Below are 19,536 nucleotides of genomic sequence, written 5' to 3'. Positions count from 1 at the left end.
AACAGAATTGAAACAGAAAAGCCCGCCCCGATCATGATCGGGGCGGGCTTTTCTCATTAGGGAGCTTAATATCAAGTAGCTTCAGGCAATACGGTGCGAGACGTTCTTGATAACCGTGTAATGATGCAGGCCTTCGGCTCCGCCTTCACGGCCAAGGCCGCTTTCCTTCACACCGCCGAACGGCGTTTCCGCCACCGAGGCTTCAAGCGTATTGATCGACAGATTGCCCGCCTGCACGCCCTGCATGAGCTGATCGACGTTTCTGGCCGAATGCGTGAACCCGTAGGCTGCCAGCCCGAACGGCAAGGCATTTGCCTTTTCGATGGCCTCGTCCAGCGAAGAAACCGGATTTATGAGCGCCAGCGGCCCGAAAGGTTCTTCCTTGAGCGCCCGCGCATCGTCCGGCAGTTCGGCAATCGCCGTCGGCGCGAAAAAATAGCCCTGATTTTGCAACCGGCTACCACCACAAAGCACTTTTGCTCCCCTGGCGCGGGCATCATCGACCAGAATTTGCAAAGCTTCGATACGACGGTCATTCGCAACCGGCCCCATTTGCGTTGCCGCATCAAGACCGTCGCCAACGACGATGGATTGCGCCTTTTCGACAAAAGCCTCGGTAAATCGCTTGTAGAGCTTCTCGTGCACGAAAAACCGCGTCGGCGAGGTGCAGACCTGGCCGGAATTGCGATATTTGCGCGTGGCCGACAGGATGCCTGTCTCGACGGGATCGACGTCGTCGCAAACGATAACCGGCGCATGACCGCCCAGTTCCATCAAAGCGGGCTTCATGTGACGGGAAGCCAGTTCGGTCAGGTGCTTGCCAACCGCCGTCGAGCCGGTGAAGGCAACCATGCGGATCTGCGGCTGTGGAATGAGATGTTCCGAAATCTGTGACGGAACACCGAAAACGAGGTTGAGCACACCGGCTGGCAGACCGGCTTCCTCAAAGGCGCGCGCAATGTGCACGACGCCCGTGGGGGTTTCCTCCGATGCCTTGATGATGACCGAACAGCCCGATGCAATGGCACCGCCGATTTTGCGGGCTGGCTGGCTCATCGGAAAATTCCACGGCGAAAAGGCAGCAACCGGCCCGATCGGCTCATGCAGGACAATATAGCGGATGCCCGGCGCGCTCGGAATGACGCGGCCATACAGACGAATGCATTCGCCCGCGTCCCATTCGAAGAACTCGCAACCGCGGATCACCTCAAGGCGCGCTTCCGTCAGCGATTTGCCGTTTTCCAGCGTGATCGACCGGGCAATCTCTTCCTGACGCGCCCGCATGAGGGCAGCAGCCCTCAAAATGACTTCGGCGCGTTTCGCCGGCGCTGTCCGGCTCCAGATGCGAAAGCCCTGTTCTGCTGCGGCAACGGCGTCATCAAGGTCACGCGCGGTGGCCACCGCAACCGTGCCGATTGTTTTTTCATTGGCGGGATTGATGATGGGCAGGCGATCCGCCGTTTTCCTCCAGCTACCGCCAATATAGAGTTGAACGTCAGTATCCGTGGTCATGAGGCGCTTCTCCGAACGCAAAAGTCAAGAAAATGGGTTGGTCTTTGCCTGCCTCATGGATGCAACTCATCCGCTCATATAACAATCTGTATAAATCTAATGAAATCATGAGAAATCCGAATAAATCAGGATTGCCATGTCTGGATATTGAATCGTAGACGCTTTCATTCCCAATTTTGAAGCGAGCAGAGCGCGATGGGCGAACCGAATTTCAGCGAGGATTTTAAGTGTGACGTGCTACGTCAGATACGTCATGGGAGTTATCCTGTACCCTGCCCCTCAAGATCCCATCATATTGCTTGTCCATAAAAAGGAACAACGGCTTCCACGGAGGGGTTTTCCCTTGCTCGTGACAACGCGATTTCCTATCCTCCTCGCGATTTGAGAAGGACTATTCTCTGCGAGGGCCGAGAATGTCCATATCCGCCGAGGGAGGCTACCGGTGCGATATCATGTAGTGCAGTCGTTTGAAGACGCGGCAAGAATTTCTGCTGCCGCGCAAGGTATCTCGCGGTTTCTGGCCGGGGGAACGGACATCGTTGTTCAGATGCGCACCGGCATGGTGACGCCGGACGATCTGATCGACATCAAGCATATTCCCGGCGTGAATGACATCGTTCACACGGATGACGGCGGGTGGCGCATCGGCGTTGCTGTCTCGGGTGCGACGCTTGGCGCGCATGACGCGTTGCGGCGCGACTGGCCAGGCGTGGTCGAGGGCATGGAACTCGTCGGCTCCACGCAGGTTCAGGGTCGCGCCACGATCACCGGAAACCTTTGCAACGGTTCGCCTGCGGCCGATAGCGTACCGGGGCTCGTCGCCGCCGGAGCGACCGTAACGATCACCGGGCCGCAGGGAAATCGGGACGTTCCGGTCGAGAGCATTCCCGCCGGGCCGGGCCGAACGACGCTGGCGAAAGGCGAGCTGATTTCCGCCATTCACCTTCCGCCGCGAGGCGCTTCGGCTGCTGACGCTTATCTGCGTTTCATTCCGCGAACCGAAATGGATATCGCGGTTGTTGGTTGTGCCGTCAGCCTTCGCCTCGACGGGGACAAGATTGTCGCCTGTCGTGTCGCGCTTGGTGCGGTCGCGCCGACCGTGATCCTTGCGGAAGAAGCAGCCGCCGCAATCGTCGGTACGCGGCTCGATCACGATGCGCTTGAACGGCTGGCAACGGCGGCATCGGCGGCTTGCAAGCCGATTTCCGACAAGCGAGGCACGGCAGAATTCCGTACCGATGTTGCGGGTGTTCTTGCCCACCGCGTCGCGGCAATTGCTTATGAACGTGCGAAAGGTAGACAGCAATGACCAGAATCCACGTCAAAACTTCCATCAACGGCGAACCGGCCGAATTTCTGGCGGACCCGCGTGAGACGTTGCTGGACTGTCTGCGAAATCATCTCGGGCTGACCGGCTCGAAAGAAGGGTGTGGGACGGGCGATTGCGGTGCCTGCTCCGTTACCCTTGACGGAACGCTCGTATCGTCCTGCCTCGTGCTCGGCGTGGAGGCCGAGGGGCGTCGTGTCGAGACGATCGAAGGCATGGCGAACGGCAACGATCTCCATCCGTTGCAGCGTAAATTCATCGAGCACGCAGCGCTTCAGTGCGGTTTTTGCACGCCCGGCTTCCTTGTCGCGTCCAGGGCGCTTCTCGAACGCAACCCGGACCCTTCCGAAGAGGAACTGCGTTTCTGGCTGGCAGGGAATCTCTGCCGGTGCACTGGCTATGACAAGATCGTGCAGGCTGTGCTGGATGCCGCAGCCGAAATGAGGAGGGCGGCGTGATGCTGAACGAGGATCTGAAAAGCCAATATCGCATTGTCGGAACGCGGCCCGATCGTCCTGATGGGCTGGACAAGGTGACTGGTCGCGCCCGCTATGGCGCGGATTTCTCCCTGCCCGGCATGCTGTGGGGCGCAGTCGTGCGTTCACCCCACGCGCATGCCCGTATCAAGAGCATCGATGCCTCTGCGGCTTTGGCGCTGGAGGGCGTGAAGGCGGTCATAACCCGTGCGGACCTGCCGACCGGGCTGACTGGCGAAGACTGGAACCTTCAGGAAAACACGCTGGCTGGCGATGTTGCCCTTTATGACGGCCATGCGATTGCAGCCGTCGCCGCCACCTCGCCCTTGCTGGCGCAGGATGCCGCCCGGTTGATCCGGGTGGATTATGAGCCCCTCCCCCATGTCATCGATGTCGATGACGCGATCAAGCCGGATGCCCCTGCGATCCGCGCGGGTTCGGCCGACCATACGGTTCCCGAAGGAATGCCGCCGAACGTCGTTGGCTATATGGAATTCGGTCACGGCGATATCGAGGCGGGCTTCGCGGCGGCTGATCTCGTGTTGGAGCGGACTTATCGGACCGAGGCAACCCATCAGGGCTATATCGAACCGCATGCCTGTGTCGGACAGATGGGCGCGGACGGGCGCGGCGAAATGTGGGTCTGCACGCAGGGCCAATGGTTCATCCGGCGCATGTGCTCGGCAGTTTTGGGTATCGAGGCCTCGAAACTGCGCGTGACGCCGTCGGAAATTGGCGGCGGGTTCGGCGGCAAGACCACGATCTTCATGGAACCGCTTGCGCTTGCCCTGTCTAAAAAAGCGGGCGGGCGACCGGTGAAAATCGTCATGACCCGCGCCGAAGTCCTGCGCGCTACCGGACCAACGGCCTCATCTTCAATGGATGTGAGGATCGGCATGAAGCGCGACGGCACGATCACGGCGGGCCGGGCTGAATTCCGCATGCAGGGCGGGGCATTTCCGGGAGCACCCGTAGGCCCGGCACTTTATTGCTGTTTTGCGGCCTACAAGATGCCTGCCGTTCAGCATCTGGGCTATGATGTGCTCGCCAATCGACCGAAAGCAGCGGCCTATCGCGCGCCGGGATCTCCGATGGGGGCCTTTGCCGTCGAAAGCCTGATTGACGAGCTGTGCCGGAATCTCGGTCTCGATCCGCTTGAGGTGCGATTGAAGAATGCCGTGCGTGAAGGCGACAAGTCGAGCTACGGCCCGCAGTTCAGCAGTATCGGCCTTGTCGAAACACTGGAAGCGACAAAGGCTCATCCGAACCTCTCCGTTCCGCTTGGCGCCAATCAGGGACGTGGCGTAGCCACGGGATTCTGGTTCAACCACAATGGCGAAACATCCGTGTCTATGGCGATCTCCGAGGATGGGACAGCACAGGTATCTGTGGGAACCCCCGATATCGGCGGTAGCCGGGCTTCCATCGGCATGATGGTGGCCGAGACCTTGGGCATTGGCTATGACGAGGTTCGCGTGAACGTCGTGGAGACGGGCGCGCTTGGTGAAAACGAGCCGACCCATGGCAGCCGGGCTACATTTGCAAGTGGCAAGGCGGCAGTGGAAGCAAGCCTTGCCGCAATCGGTGAAATGTGCCGACGCGCCGCAGCCGAATGGGGCATCGACGCAGAAGCCGTGGAATGGCGCGATGGCGCGGCGTGCCCTGCCGGGGCGAACGCGGGCAAATTTCCGCCGATGACGATCAGGGAAATCGCCAAGAAGATGGGTTCGACCGGCGGCCCGATTTCGGGGCATCACGAGTCGCTCCCGGCAGGCGTCGGAGCAAGCTTCGGCACGCATGTGGTCGATGTCGAAGTGGATCCTGAAACCGGCAAGACGAAAATCCTTCGCTATCTCGTCGTTCAGGACGCGGGCCGCGCGATCCACCCGTCTTATGTGGAAGGACAGTATCAGGGCGGCGCAGCGCAAGGCATCGGCTGGGCTCTCAATGAAGAATATGTCTACGGCTCCGACGGCCGCCTTCAGAATACCGGGCTGCTGGATTATCGTATGCCTATTGCCTCTGATCTTCCGATGATCGACACGGTTATTGTTGAGGTTCCTAACCCGGGGCACCCTTTCGGTGTTCGCGGCGTCGGTGAAACCGGCATTACACCGCCGCTGCCCGCCATTGCCAATGCGATTGCAGCTGCGACCGGGGTGCGGCTTTGCAGCCTGCCGATGAACCCTCCGAAGGTATTGGCGGCGCTCAAGGCTGCCCGCCATGCCTAAGGTCAACCTGTGGACCGGACTACGCCAGCTTGCCGACGGCAATGAAGTTGTCGAAGTTGATGCTGGCAATGTCGGTGAAATGCTCGATGCTCTGGTCAACCTACACCCGAGGCTGGCTCCGGCGGTCAAGGCCGGGCTCTCTGTCGTGGTGGATGGCGAGGTGAGCGTCAGCCGCTTCGCGCCCGTCACGGCGGATAGCGAAATATACCTTCTTCAGCAGTTGAAGGGCGGATAGCGCTCGGAGCGCTGGGGCAGGTTCCATTCAGACCATATCTTTGCTGGACGCGCAGTGTAAGTGCGTCCGTAGATCAGTTCGCTGCTGGTCTACTCACATTTGATGCGACAGATCCATTCCGCGAAACATCAGCCCATTTTCCCTGAAGGAAAATCACGCAGATTTGAATATGCCCAGAGAACCATAGCGAAAAGTCGCTTGTTTTCATATTCACATCTGTGATGCCGCCCTGCCACTTCTGGACGACATGCGCCAACTGGGGGACCTCACGTGCCAGGAGGCGTTGGAACACATCCCCGGGGAAGAACAGGAGCAACTCATCCAGACGTTCCTTTGCATGAAAGAAAATGTCGCCCGCGCGTGCCGAACACTCATCACCCAAGAAGATACAATCGATGACTGATACTTTGAATACCGTGAAACATCCTTCCACTGAACCGGTCCGTTCCGAACGACAGCAGGAAGCCGACACGGAAAGGCCGCGCCTGTGGTCTGGAAACCGGCAAAACAATCCGGTTCCCTGGTTATAGCCGACCACGCGCGCCGCAGGTTGAAACGCCGCCGCTTGTTGTTTTCGCTATTGCCATTGGCACTGGTGGCAGGCGGTTATTTTTATGTGACTGGCGGACGTTATATGTCCACTGACAATGCCTATGTTCAGGCTGACATATTGGGCGTCTCAACCGATGTGTCGGGCTTGGTCGCATCAATCGATGTACAGGAAAATGAGAGCGTCAATGCCGGACAGGTCTTGTTCACGCTGAAGCCCGCCCCATTCCGCATCGCACTTGAAGGTGCGCCGATCGCTGAGGATACTGCGATCATCGAGGCCGGACTCGATCTCGGCATCACCGACAGCGCCGCCCTTGGCCTCTCCTACAGCGGACAGCAACATGGGGTCAATGCGAGATTCGCCATAAGCTTCTGATGTGGGACGGCGTGCACGAAGTATCATCCAGGGCTGGCGTTCGGAACGCTAACAACATTACGGTAGGCCTATTGGGCTGCCCGCACCGAAATTATCGGGGCCGCATAAGGCCTGCTGGTTGCATCTTTATCTATTCAGGAGCGATAATTGCTTTTCGATTGATGATATTGGGAGGCCGAGCAACCATGAGATTTCCGGGCGCGCGCCTTATTACTGGTTTCAAGAACTGGCGACTCCGCAAAAAATCTGTTTCCCAGGGTGCTGAACCGTTTCTCGAAAAGGCAGAGCACGAGGGCTTGCAACCGCCTGAACTTGAACGTCCGATGGAAAATATCTCCATCAGGATCACAACAGAAAACAGCAATATAGAGGAAACCGACACTCGGCAGCTTGCCGCGTAGATGGATCATGGCGATTCGGCGAAAGGGAATCAAGCCGGTCCTGCAACAGATGCCGCTTCGCTCGACGATCAAGTCCGACTTGCCCGGACGTCTCTCCCTGAACAGTCAGACGGTGGAAGCGAAACTGTTACGCCAACGCTACAAATCCCGACGGTTGCAACCAGGCAATATGCCGGTTGAACAATGGGATTCGGATATTGTTCATGGAATTTACGCAGATGAAATCACAACAAATAAACAACGTGTTATAGTAAATTTACTTATGTTATAGATATCTAATATAATTATGTTTTTGATATGTTAAATTAGATCGTTTCAATATGCTGGCAATAAATTCTATTTTATTGACATTCACTATGGGTGATATGATGATCCTATCAATAATACGTTATGTTTACTTGTCTTGAATGTAATAAGAAATGCTGTCTAAAGAGACAACGAGTTGCGTGATCAGGTTTTGGGAATCTGTCGAGCTTTCCCCGAACCTCTCGCGCCTCGTCCTGATGGCTGATTGCCTCTCACAAGGGCTGTTGGTTTTTGTGCGCTGAATGATCATTTTCCCGGGTTCATCGGGTCAGGAGAAGATTGCATGTCGATGTCATCACCCCGCCGCCAGTCCATCCGCATGGTCTTGCTATCCGGTGTAGCAGCCAGCGCGTTGCTTTGCTCGGCACCTTCCTTCGCCCAGCCTTCGATCACCTATACGGGAAGTGTAACCCCACCACCGACAGCAGGCGCGACCGATTGGGACTTCGGATCCGTGCTGATCGTTGGGTATAATGGCGCAGGGACATTGGATATTCGCGACGGCGCCACTGTTACCGGGGGCGGCGTGATACTCGGTTACAGCAATGGTATCCAGCCTGCTTCTATTACGGTTGATGGCAACGGCTCAGCTCTTTTGCTCACTCATAATATGGACATTGGGGAGGATGCAGGCGACGACGCAACTCTCACCGTCAGCAATGGCGGCTACGTGGATGTCGCGTCGGGTTCCGGCAACGATGTTATCGTTGGGGGCGGAACGGGAAGTACGGGCCATGTCATTGTCACCGGTGAAGGTTCGGCGTTCAATGTACACGACAATGTACTCATTCTTGGTTTTGGCGGTGACGGTGACCTGACGATTGCCGATGGCGGGCAGGTGACAGGATACCAGCTTTATCTGGGAAATTGGCAGGGGAGTGGAAACGCCACGATATCGGGTCAGGACTCTTCCTGGAATGGTCAGCATGGCGTTTGGGTTGGACAGTTCACGCGCGGTCAGCTGGATATTTTTGACGGCGGCAGCATCAATGATAATTCATTGCAGATTGCGTATGACCGGAACACGACTGGTGTTGTTAATGTCGGTGGCGAAGCTGGGCAGCCAGCCAGGAACGCAGGTGATCTGAACGTCGACAAGATCGTCTTCAACAAGAACGGCGGCGGTAGCAATGGCACACTGAACTTCAATACACTTGACGGACTGACAGTCCGCGGGGATATCAGCAGTTCGGGTCAGGGTACTGCCACGATCAACCAGATTGCCGGCACAACGATCTTTACTGGAGATGATTCCGGCTTTTCCGGTACAACGAATGTCACCGGCGGCACCTTGCTGCTTGGCAACGGGTCTACGCTCGGCGGCACGCTCAATGTGGCGACTGGCGGCACTTTCGGCGGTGACGGTGAGGTTACGGGCACTTCATCCTTTGCCAATGGCAGCTCGCTTTCCGGACAAAGCGGGCAACAGCTTGTTTTCGATCAGGGCCTGACCCTGCCGGGTGGCAATCAGGTCAATGTCGTGCTTTCCGGCGGCTCGTCCAATAATGCGCTTTTCGATGTGCAGGGCGATCTCAATCTCGGCAACAGCCAGCTCAACATCGAGCAGGGCAGCGCCATGGATGTCGGCGTCTATCGTCTTTTTGATTATACAGGCTCCAAGACCGGAACGCTGACCATTGGCGATGTGTCTGAAGGTGATGCGTCTGATTATACAATTCAGGACAATATTGATCATCAGATCAATCTGGTCAGCCAGTATGGCCGCACATTCTTCTTCTGGGACGGAGGCACCCAGACGGGCGACGGCGCCATCCATGGTGGCGATGGTACGTGGGATGGAACGAGCACGAACTGGACGGGTGCTGATGGCCAGATGAACAGCAAATGGTCAGGCAACGGCTTTGCTGTTTTTGGCGGTGACAAAGGCACGGTGACGATTGATCCCGGTTTTACGCCAAGCGTCAACGGCATGCAGTTCATGGAAGATGGTTATGTGCTGCAGGGCGGGACATTGACGCTGGGTGGCAAGGATGATCCGCTGATCATTGTGGGCGATGGCGAGGTCAATGACGCTGACAAGACCGCGACGATCAATTCTGTCATTCAAGGGCAGGATGGCCTTGTCAAATCCGGCCTTGGCAATCTGGTTCTCGGTGGAGCCAACACTTATACCGGCGATACAACGGTGATGCGGGGAACACTGACGCTTGGTGAAAACGGCAGCATTGACAGCGGTAGCGAAATCAAGCTGACGAGCGACCGTTATGGCCACGGCACCCTGGCTATCGACAAGACCGATGCAGGCGGTGAATTCAATCTCGCCAACAATATCAGTGGTGACGGCAATGTGGTGCAACGCGGCGCGGGCACGACGGTGTTTTCAGGCGACAATACATTCACTGGCGGCCTGACGGTCGAGAAGGGCATTGCGAAGGCTGGTATCGCCGATTACGCGTTCGGTTCTGGTTTGCTGACAGTTGAAAAGGACGGCACTGCTGATCTCGCCAATTTCAATGAAACTGTTGGCGGACTTGCGGGGAGCGGCCATGTGGCTCTCGGCTCCGGCACACTGACGCTCGATCAGGATGACGACACGACCTTCTCCGGTATAATGGACGGTGCGGGCGGCCTGACCAAGAACGGCAGTGGCAAGCTCACCCTGTCGGGCACCGGCAGCTATGCGGGTGAGACCAACGTCAATGGCGGTGCTCTGGTGCAGGGTGTAGCGGGTGCCTTCTCCGGTGCGTCCACCTATTCGGTTGCAAACTATGCCCTGATTGATCTTGGCGGTTACGACACCAATATGGCTGCACTCTCTAATTCGGGCACGGTCAGTTTCGGCGGTACGGGTGGTGCCACGCTGAATGTTGCAGGCGATTATGGCGGCAATGGCGGCACGCTTGTCATCAACAGCGTGCTTGATGGCGATGGCTCCAAAACCGATATGCTGAAAATCGGCGGTGATACGTCGGGCACGACCAATCTGAAAGTCATCAACCGTGGCGGGCTTGGTGCACAGACGGTCAACGGTATCGAAGTCGTTGATGTCGGCGGCCGGTCGGACGGCGCCTTCTCGCTGATGGGCGATTTCGTGACCAAGGACGGCAAACAGGCAGTTTCTGGCGGTGCCTATGCCTATACGCTGCAACAGGGCTCCGGTTCCGGCAATGATGACGGCAACTGGTATCTGACCAGTCAGCTTGATGGTCCCGGTCCCGATCCGCGCTACAGCCCGTCTGTTCCGGTCTATGAAGGCTATCTGCAAAACATGCAGGCGCTCAACAAGCTGCCGACCTTGCAGGAACGCGTCGGCGAGCGTTACTGGACCGGTCAGAATGGCGATGGCCAGAATACAGGTGCCGTCGTTGATGACAAGGGTGTCTGGGCGCGTGTCGAAGGGGCACATAATCGCCTGGAGCCCGATACGTCGCTGACCCGCATGACGCAGGACATCAACACCTTCATCATGCAGGCCGGTGTCGACGGCCAGTTCTATGAAGGCGAGAATGGCAGGCTGATCGCCGGGATCACCGGGCAATATGGCCATGCCAAGGGTGATATCTCCTCCTTCGACGGCGATGGCGCTATCAGCACCGATGCGTGGAGCCTTGGCGCAGCCACAACCTGGTATGGCAATAATGGCTTCTATCTTGATGGTCAGGCGCAGGTGACGTGGTTCGATAGCGATCTCAACTCCTGGACGGCCAATACAGGGCTGGCCGATGGCCGCAAGGCAACGGGTTATGCGTTGAGCATCGAAGCAGGTCAGCGCTTTGCCATCGGTCAGAACTGGTCGCTGACACCACAGGCGCAATTGTCTTATTCATCGATTGATGCTGACAGCTTCCGTGATACATGGGACAGCCGTGTCAGCCTGCATGACGGCGACAGCCTGATCGGGCGGATCGGGATCGCGGCCAACTATGCCAATGCCTGGAAGGGCAATGATGGCCTGATGGTCAATACCACTGTCTATGGCATTGCCAATCTCTATCAGGAGATGCTGGGTGGTTCGTCGGTGAATGTGGCAGGTGTCGATTTCGACACGGATAACGACCGCACCTGGGGCGGCATCGGTGCCGGCGGCACCTATGCCTGGGCCGATAACAAATATGCCGTCTACGGTGAAGGCTCGATCAACACCGCGTTCAACCACTTCTCCGACAGCTATGCCCTCAAGGGCACTGCTGGCTTCAAGGTCAAGTGGTAGGATGCAAGGAATAACCTCCCAAATACTGACCTCCGGGTTCATATCCGGGACCTTTGTCTGAACGCAACACAGGATAAGACCATAACTCACGAGGATGAACGCTATGAGCAATCCCATCGGCAACGACATCAATCATCTCCATCAGTTGATCCTCAATCTCGCCGCCCGGCTGCAGTCAACCGAGGCCATCGCCAATGCGGCGATCTCTCTTGCCTGCGCTGCGGATGATAAAAAGGGCGGGGCAAAGGACAAGTTCGTCAAGGAAACCTTTCCGATGCTTCTGAAGAATGCCGCTACCGCTCCAGCACAGGCCACCAAACCCGAACTCGACCGATGGATGCGCCAGCGCGAACAGGATTTCCTCAATGACGATCTCAACAAGATCATCGCCCAGATCGAGCAGTTGCGCGGCGCGGTGAAGGCGAAAACAGCCATCAACTGAGAGACGGAGATAAGAGGGACTCCAAACGTGGGTTCCCAATTCGACAGCAGTAAGACCACGGGGGGATTCATTCCATTAAAATCGGTTAACCCAAGATTGATTGGAAATATTGATGAACAGATCGCATCTCACCGGAGCGGAAGCCCTCGTCCATAGTCTTGTCGCTGCGAAGGTAGACACATGCTTTGCCAATCCGGGCACGAGTGAAATGCATTTCGTCGCCGCACTCGATCGCATCCCCGGCATTCGGTGCGTACTGGGGTTACAGGAAAATGTGGTGACCGGTATGGCGGACGGCTATTTCCGTGTCACGCGACGCCCGGCGGTAACCCTGCTGCATTGCGGCCCCGGCTATGCCAATGGCATTGCCAATATACACAATGCCCGTCGTGCCGGCAGTGGTATGCTCAATATTGTCGGCGATCATGCAATTGATCATGTCGCACATGACAGCCCGCTGACCGCTGATGTCGAAGCGCTTGTGGGTGGTACATCGCAATGGCACCGCTTTGGAACGGCACCAGCGTCGATCGGTACAGATGCCATGGCCGCTCTGAAAGAGGCAACCTTTGGTTACGGCCAAATCGCTTCGTTGGTTTTGCCGGCCGATGTGTCATGGAGCGAAGGGGGCAAAACGGCTGAGTTCGATGGTGCGAGAGGGCCGCTTCCAGTCGATCCGGGAGTGGTTGATAAGGTTGCCGATGCCCTGAATTCCGGTCGTAAAGCTGTCATTCTTCTTGGCAGTCCAGCGGTGGTTGAAGAATTGCATCCGCTTCTCAAGGGTATTTCCGAACGGTGCGGCGCTGATCTGATGGGGAGTTTAACCGTTTCCAATATACCGATGGGCAAGGGGCGGCTGGCATTGCCGATTGTGCCTTACGGAGTAACCGAAGCATTGCAACGGCTCGATCCTTACGATCTGGTCGTGCTGGTGAATTGCCCACCGCCGGTTAGCTTCTTCCGTTACCCTGGTTTGCCGAGTTTGCTGTATCGTGCGGATGCGGAGGTGCTGACACTAACGACGGTTCAACAGGACGCCAAAGGCGCGTTGACGGCCTTGGCCGCAGCGCTTGATGCCTGTGAGAGCGATATCCTCATTCCGAATGGTGAGATCGAGACCCCGCCAGATGGTCCGATTACTCCAGATACGCTGGCCAGAATTGTGGCTCGTCAAATTCCGGAAAACAGTATCATCGTCAATGAAGCAATCACTTCCGGCAGCGGGTTTGCTGCGGTCATGCCGCAGGCGGCTCCCTGTGAGTGGCTGTCAGTCATCGGTGGTGCGATTGGTGGCGGCATGCCGCTGGCAACAGGCGCTGCAATCGGTGCGGAGGCTGCCGGAGACAAGGGGCGGCGCGTTATCGCCTTGCAGGCTGATGGTTCTGCTGCCTACACCGTGCAGGCTTTGTGGACGCAGGCACGCGAAAACCTGCCAGTCACCACCTTGCTGCTCGATAATCGCTCCTACGCCATATTGCTCGGAGAATATGCGAAGGTTGGCGCTGAGCCTGGCCCGATGGCGCTCGACATGATGAGCCTGGTTCGACCGGAAATAGACTGGGTTTCGATCGCGCAGGGCTTTGGTGTTGGGGCAACCATGGTGACCACCAATCGGGACCTGACTGTGGCTTTGGCCAAGGCTTTAGCCAAGGACGGCCCGATGCTCATTGATGTGCGGTTAAACTGATACCAAGGTGTCAAATTGTTTAGGTGTCCCGCCGACCGCGTTTTTATGAAACCTTTGGCTGAAAACTGCGGGTTGCGTTGCAAATTTCACCTGTGGTCGTGGTAGGGAGAGCGTGACAAGCCACTTTTGGGACGGCGGAGCGACTGGTCAAGCCATCGCTCTGCGTGTTTTCGCCAGAGCATCCAGACGGTTCATCGGACATCGGGCGGAAATAGACGAACGCGGCATATACAGACGCGGTGTACTTAAGAGGTTCTTTCGACGGAGAACATTCTGGATATATAAAGAGTACATCATATAAACAAATACTTATTGCATTTTTTGTAAATAAATCGCAAGTTTGGTCATTATATTATAGCGTATTTTGAATCGCCTTTTGCGATTTACTTAAAAAGTAGCTTAATACTAATTTATAGGACATTTAAGGAGTCATTATCGTGACCAAATCGACAAAGGCAGGCCCTGCAATTTCCGCAGAAAATCTTGCCCGCAAACTCAATGATATGCTGGATGCCCCTCTGACTTCAAATCCGCTCAATCTCGGCAGCGAACTGGAAGGGCTTCTTACGCAGATAGGCGAGTCCACTCAAAACACTGGCGGAGAAATCACTTTCTACGGAGAGGACCCTATCGTACCAAGCCGTGTTGCCTTCGGTGCCATGTCCGCATTGGCGCTTGCCGCCAAGTCTGCACTGGTTGCCAGTATCTGGCGTGACCGGACCGGGCAAGAACAGAATATCCATGTCGACATACGCAAAGCCATTCGGCGCTTCGCCCCTTTCAGCGAGGGCAAATGGGAGCTGCTCAACGGGTATCCGCCGCAAGGCGACATGTTCAATCCGTTCAATAGTCTGCCGATTATTCATCCGACTGCAGATGGCGGATGGGCCTTGCCCGGTGCCTGGTATCCAGGCTTGCGTCAGCGTACACTCCAATTTCTCAAGGCGCAGGACGACCCGAACTCCATCGTCGATGCCATCGGTAAATGGGATCGTTACAAACTTGACGGCGCCGGCGAGAAGGCAGGCGTTCCCATAGCGGTGCTTCGCAGTTTGCGCGAAGTCCTTGCGCATGATGCATTCAAGCACAATCTGGGCTGTCAGCCGCTTATATCGATCGAAAAAATCGGCGACACCGCCCCAATGCCATTCGCGGAAAACCCGGCTACGCCCCTGGAGGGTGTTCGCGTCCTTGGTCACTTCCATGTCATCGCTGGACCGGCCACTGGTCGTGCGTTGGCATTGCACGGCGCCGACGTTCTCAACCTTTTCCGTCCCGCCGAAGTCGAGCTGGAAACCTTCCATTGCACGTCGCATGTGGGAACCCGTTCAGCACGACTTGATTTCACCACGCCAGAAGGTCGCAAGCAGTTTAACAGGCTGTTGGCGGACGCTGATATTTTCATTGCAAACCGACGTAAAGGTTATCTCGAAAAGCACGACATGACGGCCGAAGCGCTCTGCACGCAACGACCCGGGCTTATTCACACATCGGTTGCCTATATGGGCGGCGATGGTCTGTGGTCTTCGCGTGTCGGCTTTGACATAACGGTCGGCGGTGCTCTTGGCCTCTATCATCTCGAAGGCAACGACGACAAGCCTGCCCTGACCCCGATTTTCGTCGTGGCGGATTACGCCGCCGGATGGCTGGCGGCAGCCGGAGCGCTGGCCGCATTGCGCCGCCGGGCTCGCGAGGGCGGTAGCTATCGCGTAACAGTCAGTCTTGCCCGTACGACCTTGTGGCTAATGGAGCTTGGAATTTTTGACCGGGCTTACGTTCAGGAGACAGCGGGTTCAAACGAGAAACATCGGTTTCCCGATCCGGACCAATTCACGGTCATGACCCCGATGGGGGAATATACCGGTGTGAAGGAAATGGTCGAAATGAGCCGCACCCCGGGAGACTACCGCTACCCGCTCAATCCAATTGGGGCCGGACCGCTGGCTTGGACCAGCTAGAACATTTCCAGCAAAAGCTCGAAGCGGCTTTTCGTCAGATAATGCAATAAAAACAAATAGCTGTAGTGATCTCTGTGACTCCGTTTTAACAGGTCCTGACTCCAGTATTTATTCAACAACGTATATTCCTATTCATGGATGGATTATGATTTACCGTACCAAGATCGATAATGTCCTCATTGTCGGCGCGGGCCTCATCGGCACCAGCTGGGCAGCTTTTTTTCTCGCAAAGGGCTTCAACGTCATAGTGTCGGATCCGGGTCCCGACGTTGAAGGCAAGGTGCGTGCAGGCATTGAGGAGTTCTGGCCCGATCTTGAGAAGCTGGGGCTGTCGACAGAAGCGCGCAAGGAAAAGCTGTCCTTCGTGAACGATCTTGGCCAAGCCTTACAATCAGCTGACCTGGTTCTGGAACAGGGACCGGAACGCGAAGATTTCAAGCGCAAGCTTTTCAGGCAGATCGACGACATTCTCGCAACTGACGTTCTGGTAGTGTCAAGTTCTTCCAGTATCCCCATGTCGATCATCGCCGCCGATTGTACGCACTCACCGGAGCGGTGCCTTATTGCCCATCCGTTCAATCCGCCTCACATCATTCCGCTTGTGGAATTGGTTGGCAGCCCACAAACCAGCCCGGACGCGATCGATGCTGCCGATAGCCTCTTCACTAAACTTGGCAAAGTTTGTGTGCGCCTGAACAAGGAAGTCCCCGGACATGCTGCAAACCGCATCGCAGCGGCTCTCTTCCGCGAGGTTGTTTCGCTCGTGGACCAGGATGTCCTGTCTGTTGAAGACGTGGATAAGGCGCTGACCTGGGGGCCTGGTCTTCGTTGGGGCGTGATGGGTCAAATTCTGCTCTATCATCTCGGCGGCGGAACGGGCGGTATCACGCACTATTTCGACCAGTTTGCGGGTCCGATGCAATATATCTGGAGCCTGCTTGAAACACCTGAACTCAATGCGGACCTGCGAACGAAGATCGGTGAAGGCATAGCCAGATACGTTGGCGACAGGCCGATGCACGAACTGGAAGCCGAACGCGACGCTGTCCTGATCAGTCTCATAGAGGCCCGCAAGAAAGTTGGCGGGATCGTTGCACCTTGAATCAGGCAGCCCTGCTTCGTTCGAAGTTCCCCTGACGATTCCGAGTACTTACGAAGGAAATTCCATGTCGAGAGCAGATGGAACGATCTACGTTCTGCAAGCACGCCCTCCTGCAATCATTGCGCTTTCACCGGATGGCGCCAACCAGAGAACTATCATTGATCTGGCAGGCACACCGGATGGCATTCAGGTAGATGTTGCAAATAAAGCGCTTTACTGGACCAATATGGGGTCCGACGAAAATCTCATATTTGCCAACAACGATGGAACGATCAATCGAGCTGATCTCGATGGTTCCAATCATCGTATTCTCGTTCCATCCGGTCTGGCAGGAACGCCAAAGCAGATTGAGCATGATCGCGAAAATGGCCTGCTCTATTGGTGTGATCGTGAAGGAATGCGCGTCATGCGCTCACGGGTCGACGGTAGCGATGTGACAGTTCTGGTGCAAACTGGCACCTTCCCGAAGGACACCAGTGACCAAATGCGGTGGTGCGTGGGGATCGCCGTGGACGCAGCCAACGGGCATATTTACTGGACCCAGAAGGGGCCGGATAATGCTGGCAAAGGACGCATCTTCCGCGTGGGGATCGATTCACCGGAAGGCCAAGCTCCTGCTGAGAGACAGGATATTGAACTTCTCATGGAAGGACTTCCCGAACCGATTGATCTCGCGCTCGATCATGAGCAAAGCGTTCTCTATTGGACTGATCGGGGAAATGTGGACGGCGGAAATACGTTGAACCGTGCAAAGGTGTCCAAAAACGGGCTTTCCCACCATGAAATCGTCGCTGATGGTCTGGAGGAGGGCATCGGCTTAACGCTGGATATTACCAATCACCGAGCCTTTATTTCCGATCTCGGGGGAAACATATGGCTATGCGACCTCCTGACACCACCTCGTTCACCTCTGAAACGAATAGCGAAACTTGGAATACTGACCGGGATAGAATTTGCATCATAACAGCCGACTTACTTCTTCTGAAGACGAAGGTTCTGTCGCATACGTGGAACGGCCTTGATGGTGTGGACAGCTCCACCTGCGAATTGCAGCCAGGCTGTATGAGGAGGTCCAGGAGCAGAACAGGCTGCTCTGGCGGTTTCGTTCTTGAAATCGACGTTTCGCACGGCAAGGCCATACATTATTGGACATTTGTCTTTTGCTAATATCTAGAAGAAAAATTCTTTATTTCCTTCGTTAACTATATAATTCTATCACGAAAATTGCCAGAAAATATTCTCCATTATAAGTATTTATAATGGAGAATATGATTGTATCAATATTATCGAAGAGGAAAATATAAGAATGAAAGAAATATATTTATTGTTGCTTGCGGCTGCGGCCATGTTTTCTTCTCCCGGCTTCGCCGATACGCCGAAGCTGGAAGGCTTCGACCTCTCATTGGCGAAGACACCGCCATTTCCTGTGACGGCATTTTATGACACGCCGGAGAATTTTTCCTCGTTGCCGGTCGGAAGCCTAATTCGTAAGGAAGCCGTTAAGGCGCCGGATGGTGCGTTAGCATGGCGTGTGCTCTATGTCTCGGAACGGTGGGATGGAACGCATGTTCCTGCAAGCGGTCTGGTGGTTGCGCCAAAGCAGATGGACGGCAAGGTGCTCCACCCGGCTGTGGCGTGGGTTCATGGCACTACAGGTGCGGCACGAGGCTGCGCGCCGTCACTAGCGCCAAATCCGGTCGTGGAATTGGCGCAGCGCGGTGAATTTGTCATCGACATCGGCATTCCTTATCTGAAAGACTGGCTGGCAAAGGGATATGCGGTCGTCGCACCGGATTATGCAGGACTGGGATCGGACGCCGTTCATCGCTATGCCGATGGTGTTGGCGAGGGACGTGACACGCATAACCTGCTGCGCGCCGCTCGTTCCATCAGTGAAGCCGGAATTTGCGAAGACACCGCTCTGTTGGGTTGGTCTCAGGGCGGTGGAGCGGTATTGTTCGCGGGTGAAATCGGGGCGACCTATGCGCCAGACAACAAGATCAAAACCATTGTCGCATTGGCTCCTGGGTCCAGAGGATTGAGACCGGTGGAGAGTGATTTTTTCAAGATAGACTCTCCATTCCGCCTGTTGATCGGGCAAAGCTATATCGACAGCTACAAACTCAACCCGGACGTCTATACGGATGAAGGAAAAAGGCTTCTGGGCGAGGCTCGGAAAACCTGCGTGGTCGGACTGTTCGCCGCAGCTGCAACCGCAAAGACTCCCATCATGAAAAGCAGCCCGACGGATGACAGGGGTTGGAAAGATGCCCTACGCAGTAACGACGCCGGCTTCATAAAATCACAAGCTCCGGTCCTCGTCATTCAAGGAACCGTCGATACCATCGTGGTGCCCGATGATAGCAGGACCTATGTCGCAAGAGCGGCTCAGGTCGGAACGGACATCGCGATCAAGTGGGTTGAGAAGGCCGGGCATCGCGATCTCTTTGAATCCCAAAAGGGGCTGATCATCGACAGGATCGCAGAAGGGTTTGAAAAGAAGAGGAACTAAAGCATGTCTTCCGAAAGTGGGGGCCGGTTTGGGGAGACATGCATAAAAACAAAAAGTTAGAGCATGATCTTTTTCCAATCGAAGCGGGACCGGAAATCAGTCCAGTGAACTGACTTCCCCGCGTAGGCGGCCCCCGCTTTTGGGATCACGACTCTAGAGCGTTTCCGCCTTTGACTGAATCGAAAGGGATTCCGTTGAGGCCTGTTTTGTGATTCAAGATGCTGGCTGGATAGGAGGCCAGCATCTGA

The 19,536-nt window shown here is 56.0% G+C and carries 13 protein-coding genes and 1 pseudogene; 13 read left to right on the top strand and 1 reads right to left on the bottom strand.

Translation table 11 applies throughout. The features are described 5' to 3' along the window. Positions 1-81 precede the first annotated feature (81 nt). Complete coding sequence (locus FHS76_RS17405) at positions 82-1,512, bottom strand: NAD-dependent succinate-semialdehyde dehydrogenase (protein WP_183655712.1); 1,431 nt, start codon at positions 1,510-1,512, stop codon at positions 82-84. Positions 1,513-1,954: 442 nt separating this feature from the next. Here FHS76_RS17405 and FHS76_RS17400 point away from each other — a divergent pair, with 442 nt between their 5' ends. The 13 genes and pseudogenes from FHS76_RS17400 (at position 1,955) to FHS76_RS17340 (ending at position 19,288) form a co-directional block, all read left to right on the top strand. Continuing rightward, positions 1,955-2,821, top strand: coding sequence for an FAD binding domain-containing protein (locus tag FHS76_RS17400; RefSeq protein ID WP_183655709.1), 867 nt, complete (start codon positions 1,955-1,957; stop codon positions 2,819-2,821). After that, positions 2,818-3,297 carry a (2Fe-2S)-binding protein gene (locus FHS76_RS17395; RefSeq protein ID WP_183655707.1) on the top strand — a complete coding sequence of 160 codons (480 nt, stop codon included), beginning with the start codon at positions 2,818-2,820 and terminating at the stop codon, positions 3,295-3,297. The genes FHS76_RS17400 and FHS76_RS17395 overlap by 4 nt, the downstream gene beginning before the upstream one ends. Further along, the gene (locus tag FHS76_RS17390; RefSeq protein WP_183655705.1) at positions 3,297-5,546 is read left to right on the top strand and encodes a xanthine dehydrogenase family protein molybdopterin-binding subunit; all 2,250 of its coding nucleotides are present in this window, start codon (positions 3,297-3,299) and stop codon (positions 5,544-5,546) included. The genes FHS76_RS17395 and FHS76_RS17390 overlap by 1 nt, the downstream gene beginning before the upstream one ends. After that, on the top strand, positions 5,539-5,781 hold the full coding sequence (locus FHS76_RS17385; protein ID WP_183655703.1) for a MoaD/ThiS family protein: 243 nt from the start codon (positions 5,539-5,541) through the stop codon (positions 5,779-5,781). Before FHS76_RS17390 ends, FHS76_RS17385 begins: the two co-directional genes overlap by 8 nt. A 541-nt stretch (positions 5,782-6,322) precedes the next feature. After that, positions 6,323-6,580 (top strand): annotated as a pseudogene (locus FHS76_RS22605) (biotin/lipoyl-binding protein); the annotation flags it as partial. A 314-nt stretch (positions 6,581-6,894) separates the two neighbouring features. Then, positions 6,895-7,110, top strand: a complete 216-nt coding sequence (locus FHS76_RS17375; protein ID WP_183655699.1) for a hypothetical protein — start codon at positions 6,895-6,897, stop codon at positions 7,108-7,110. Between the two features lie 589 nt (positions 7,111-7,699). Next, positions 7,700-11,587 carry an autotransporter outer membrane beta-barrel domain-containing protein gene (locus tag FHS76_RS17370; RefSeq protein ID WP_183655696.1) on the top strand — a complete coding sequence of 1,296 codons (3,888 nt, stop codon included), beginning with the start codon at positions 7,700-7,702 and terminating at the stop codon, positions 11,585-11,587. A 103-nt stretch (positions 11,588-11,690) separates the two neighbouring features. Continuing rightward, positions 11,691-12,029: a hypothetical protein gene (locus tag FHS76_RS17365; protein ID WP_183655845.1), complete on the top strand. Its 339-nt coding sequence runs from the start codon at positions 11,691-11,693 to the stop codon at positions 12,027-12,029. A 112-nt stretch (positions 12,030-12,141) separates the two neighbouring features. Continuing rightward, positions 12,142-13,716, top strand: a complete 1,575-nt coding sequence (locus FHS76_RS17360; RefSeq protein WP_183655694.1) for an acetolactate synthase large subunit — start codon at positions 12,142-12,144, stop codon at positions 13,714-13,716. A gap of 437 nt (positions 13,717-14,153) precedes the next feature. Then, the gene (locus tag FHS76_RS22790; protein WP_183655691.1) at positions 14,154-15,674 is read left to right on the top strand and encodes a CoA transferase; all 1,521 of its coding nucleotides are present in this window, start codon (positions 14,154-14,156) and stop codon (positions 15,672-15,674) included. 145 nt (positions 15,675-15,819) lie between these two features. After that, positions 15,820-16,776, top strand: coding sequence for a 3-hydroxyacyl-CoA dehydrogenase NAD-binding domain-containing protein (locus FHS76_RS17350; protein ID WP_183655689.1), 957 nt, complete (start codon positions 15,820-15,822; stop codon positions 16,774-16,776). Positions 16,777-16,840: 64 nt separating this feature from the next. After that, a complete protein-coding gene (locus FHS76_RS17345) occupies positions 16,841-17,740 on the top strand; it encodes a hypothetical protein (protein WP_183655687.1) in 900 nt (299 codons plus the stop codon). Between the two features lie 342 nt (positions 17,741-18,082). Next, positions 18,083-19,288 carry an alpha/beta hydrolase family protein gene (locus FHS76_RS17340; protein ID WP_183655685.1) on the top strand — a complete coding sequence of 402 codons (1,206 nt, stop codon included), beginning with the start codon at positions 18,083-18,085 and terminating at the stop codon, positions 19,286-19,288. Positions 19,289-19,536 lie beyond the last annotated feature (248 nt).

Source organism: Brucella daejeonensis, assembly GCF_014199265.1.
Lineage (GTDB): Bacteria > Pseudomonadota > Alphaproteobacteria > Rhizobiales > Rhizobiaceae > Brucella > Brucella daejeonensis.
Note: the sequence above shows the minus strand (reverse complement) of the source record. Positions and strands in the feature narration are given on the sequence as shown.

Coding starts and splice junctions, on each gene's coding strand:
- FHS76_RS17405 (WP_183655712.1), bottom strand. CDS start 1,512: ATGACCACGGATACTGACGTTCAACTCTATATTGGCGGTAGCTGGAGG.
- FHS76_RS17395 (WP_183655707.1), top strand. CDS start 2,818: ATGACCAGAATCCACGTCAAAACTTCCATCAACGGCGAACCGGCCGAA.
- FHS76_RS17390 (WP_183655705.1), top strand. CDS start 3,297: ATGCTGAACGAGGATCTGAAAAGCCAATATCGCATTGTCGGAACGCGG.
- FHS76_RS17385 (WP_183655703.1), top strand. CDS start 5,539: ATGCCTAAGGTCAACCTGTGGACCGGACTACGCCAGCTTGCCGACGGC.
- FHS76_RS17375 (WP_183655699.1), top strand. CDS start 6,895: ATGAGATTTCCGGGCGCGCGCCTTATTACTGGTTTCAAGAACTGGCGA.
- FHS76_RS17370 (WP_183655696.1), top strand. CDS start 7,700: ATGTCGATGTCATCACCCCGCCGCCAGTCCATCCGCATGGTCTTGCTA.
- FHS76_RS17365 (WP_183655845.1), top strand. CDS start 11,691: ATGAGCAATCCCATCGGCAACGACATCAATCATCTCCATCAGTTGATC.
- FHS76_RS17360 (WP_183655694.1), top strand. CDS start 12,142: ATGAACAGATCGCATCTCACCGGAGCGGAAGCCCTCGTCCATAGTCTT.
- FHS76_RS17350 (WP_183655689.1), top strand. CDS start 15,820: ATGATTTACCGTACCAAGATCGATAATGTCCTCATTGTCGGCGCGGGC.
- FHS76_RS17345 (WP_183655687.1), top strand. CDS start 16,841: ATGTCGAGAGCAGATGGAACGATCTACGTTCTGCAAGCACGCCCTCCT.
- FHS76_RS17340 (WP_183655685.1), top strand. CDS start 18,083: ATGAAAGAAATATATTTATTGTTGCTTGCGGCTGCGGCCATGTTTTCT.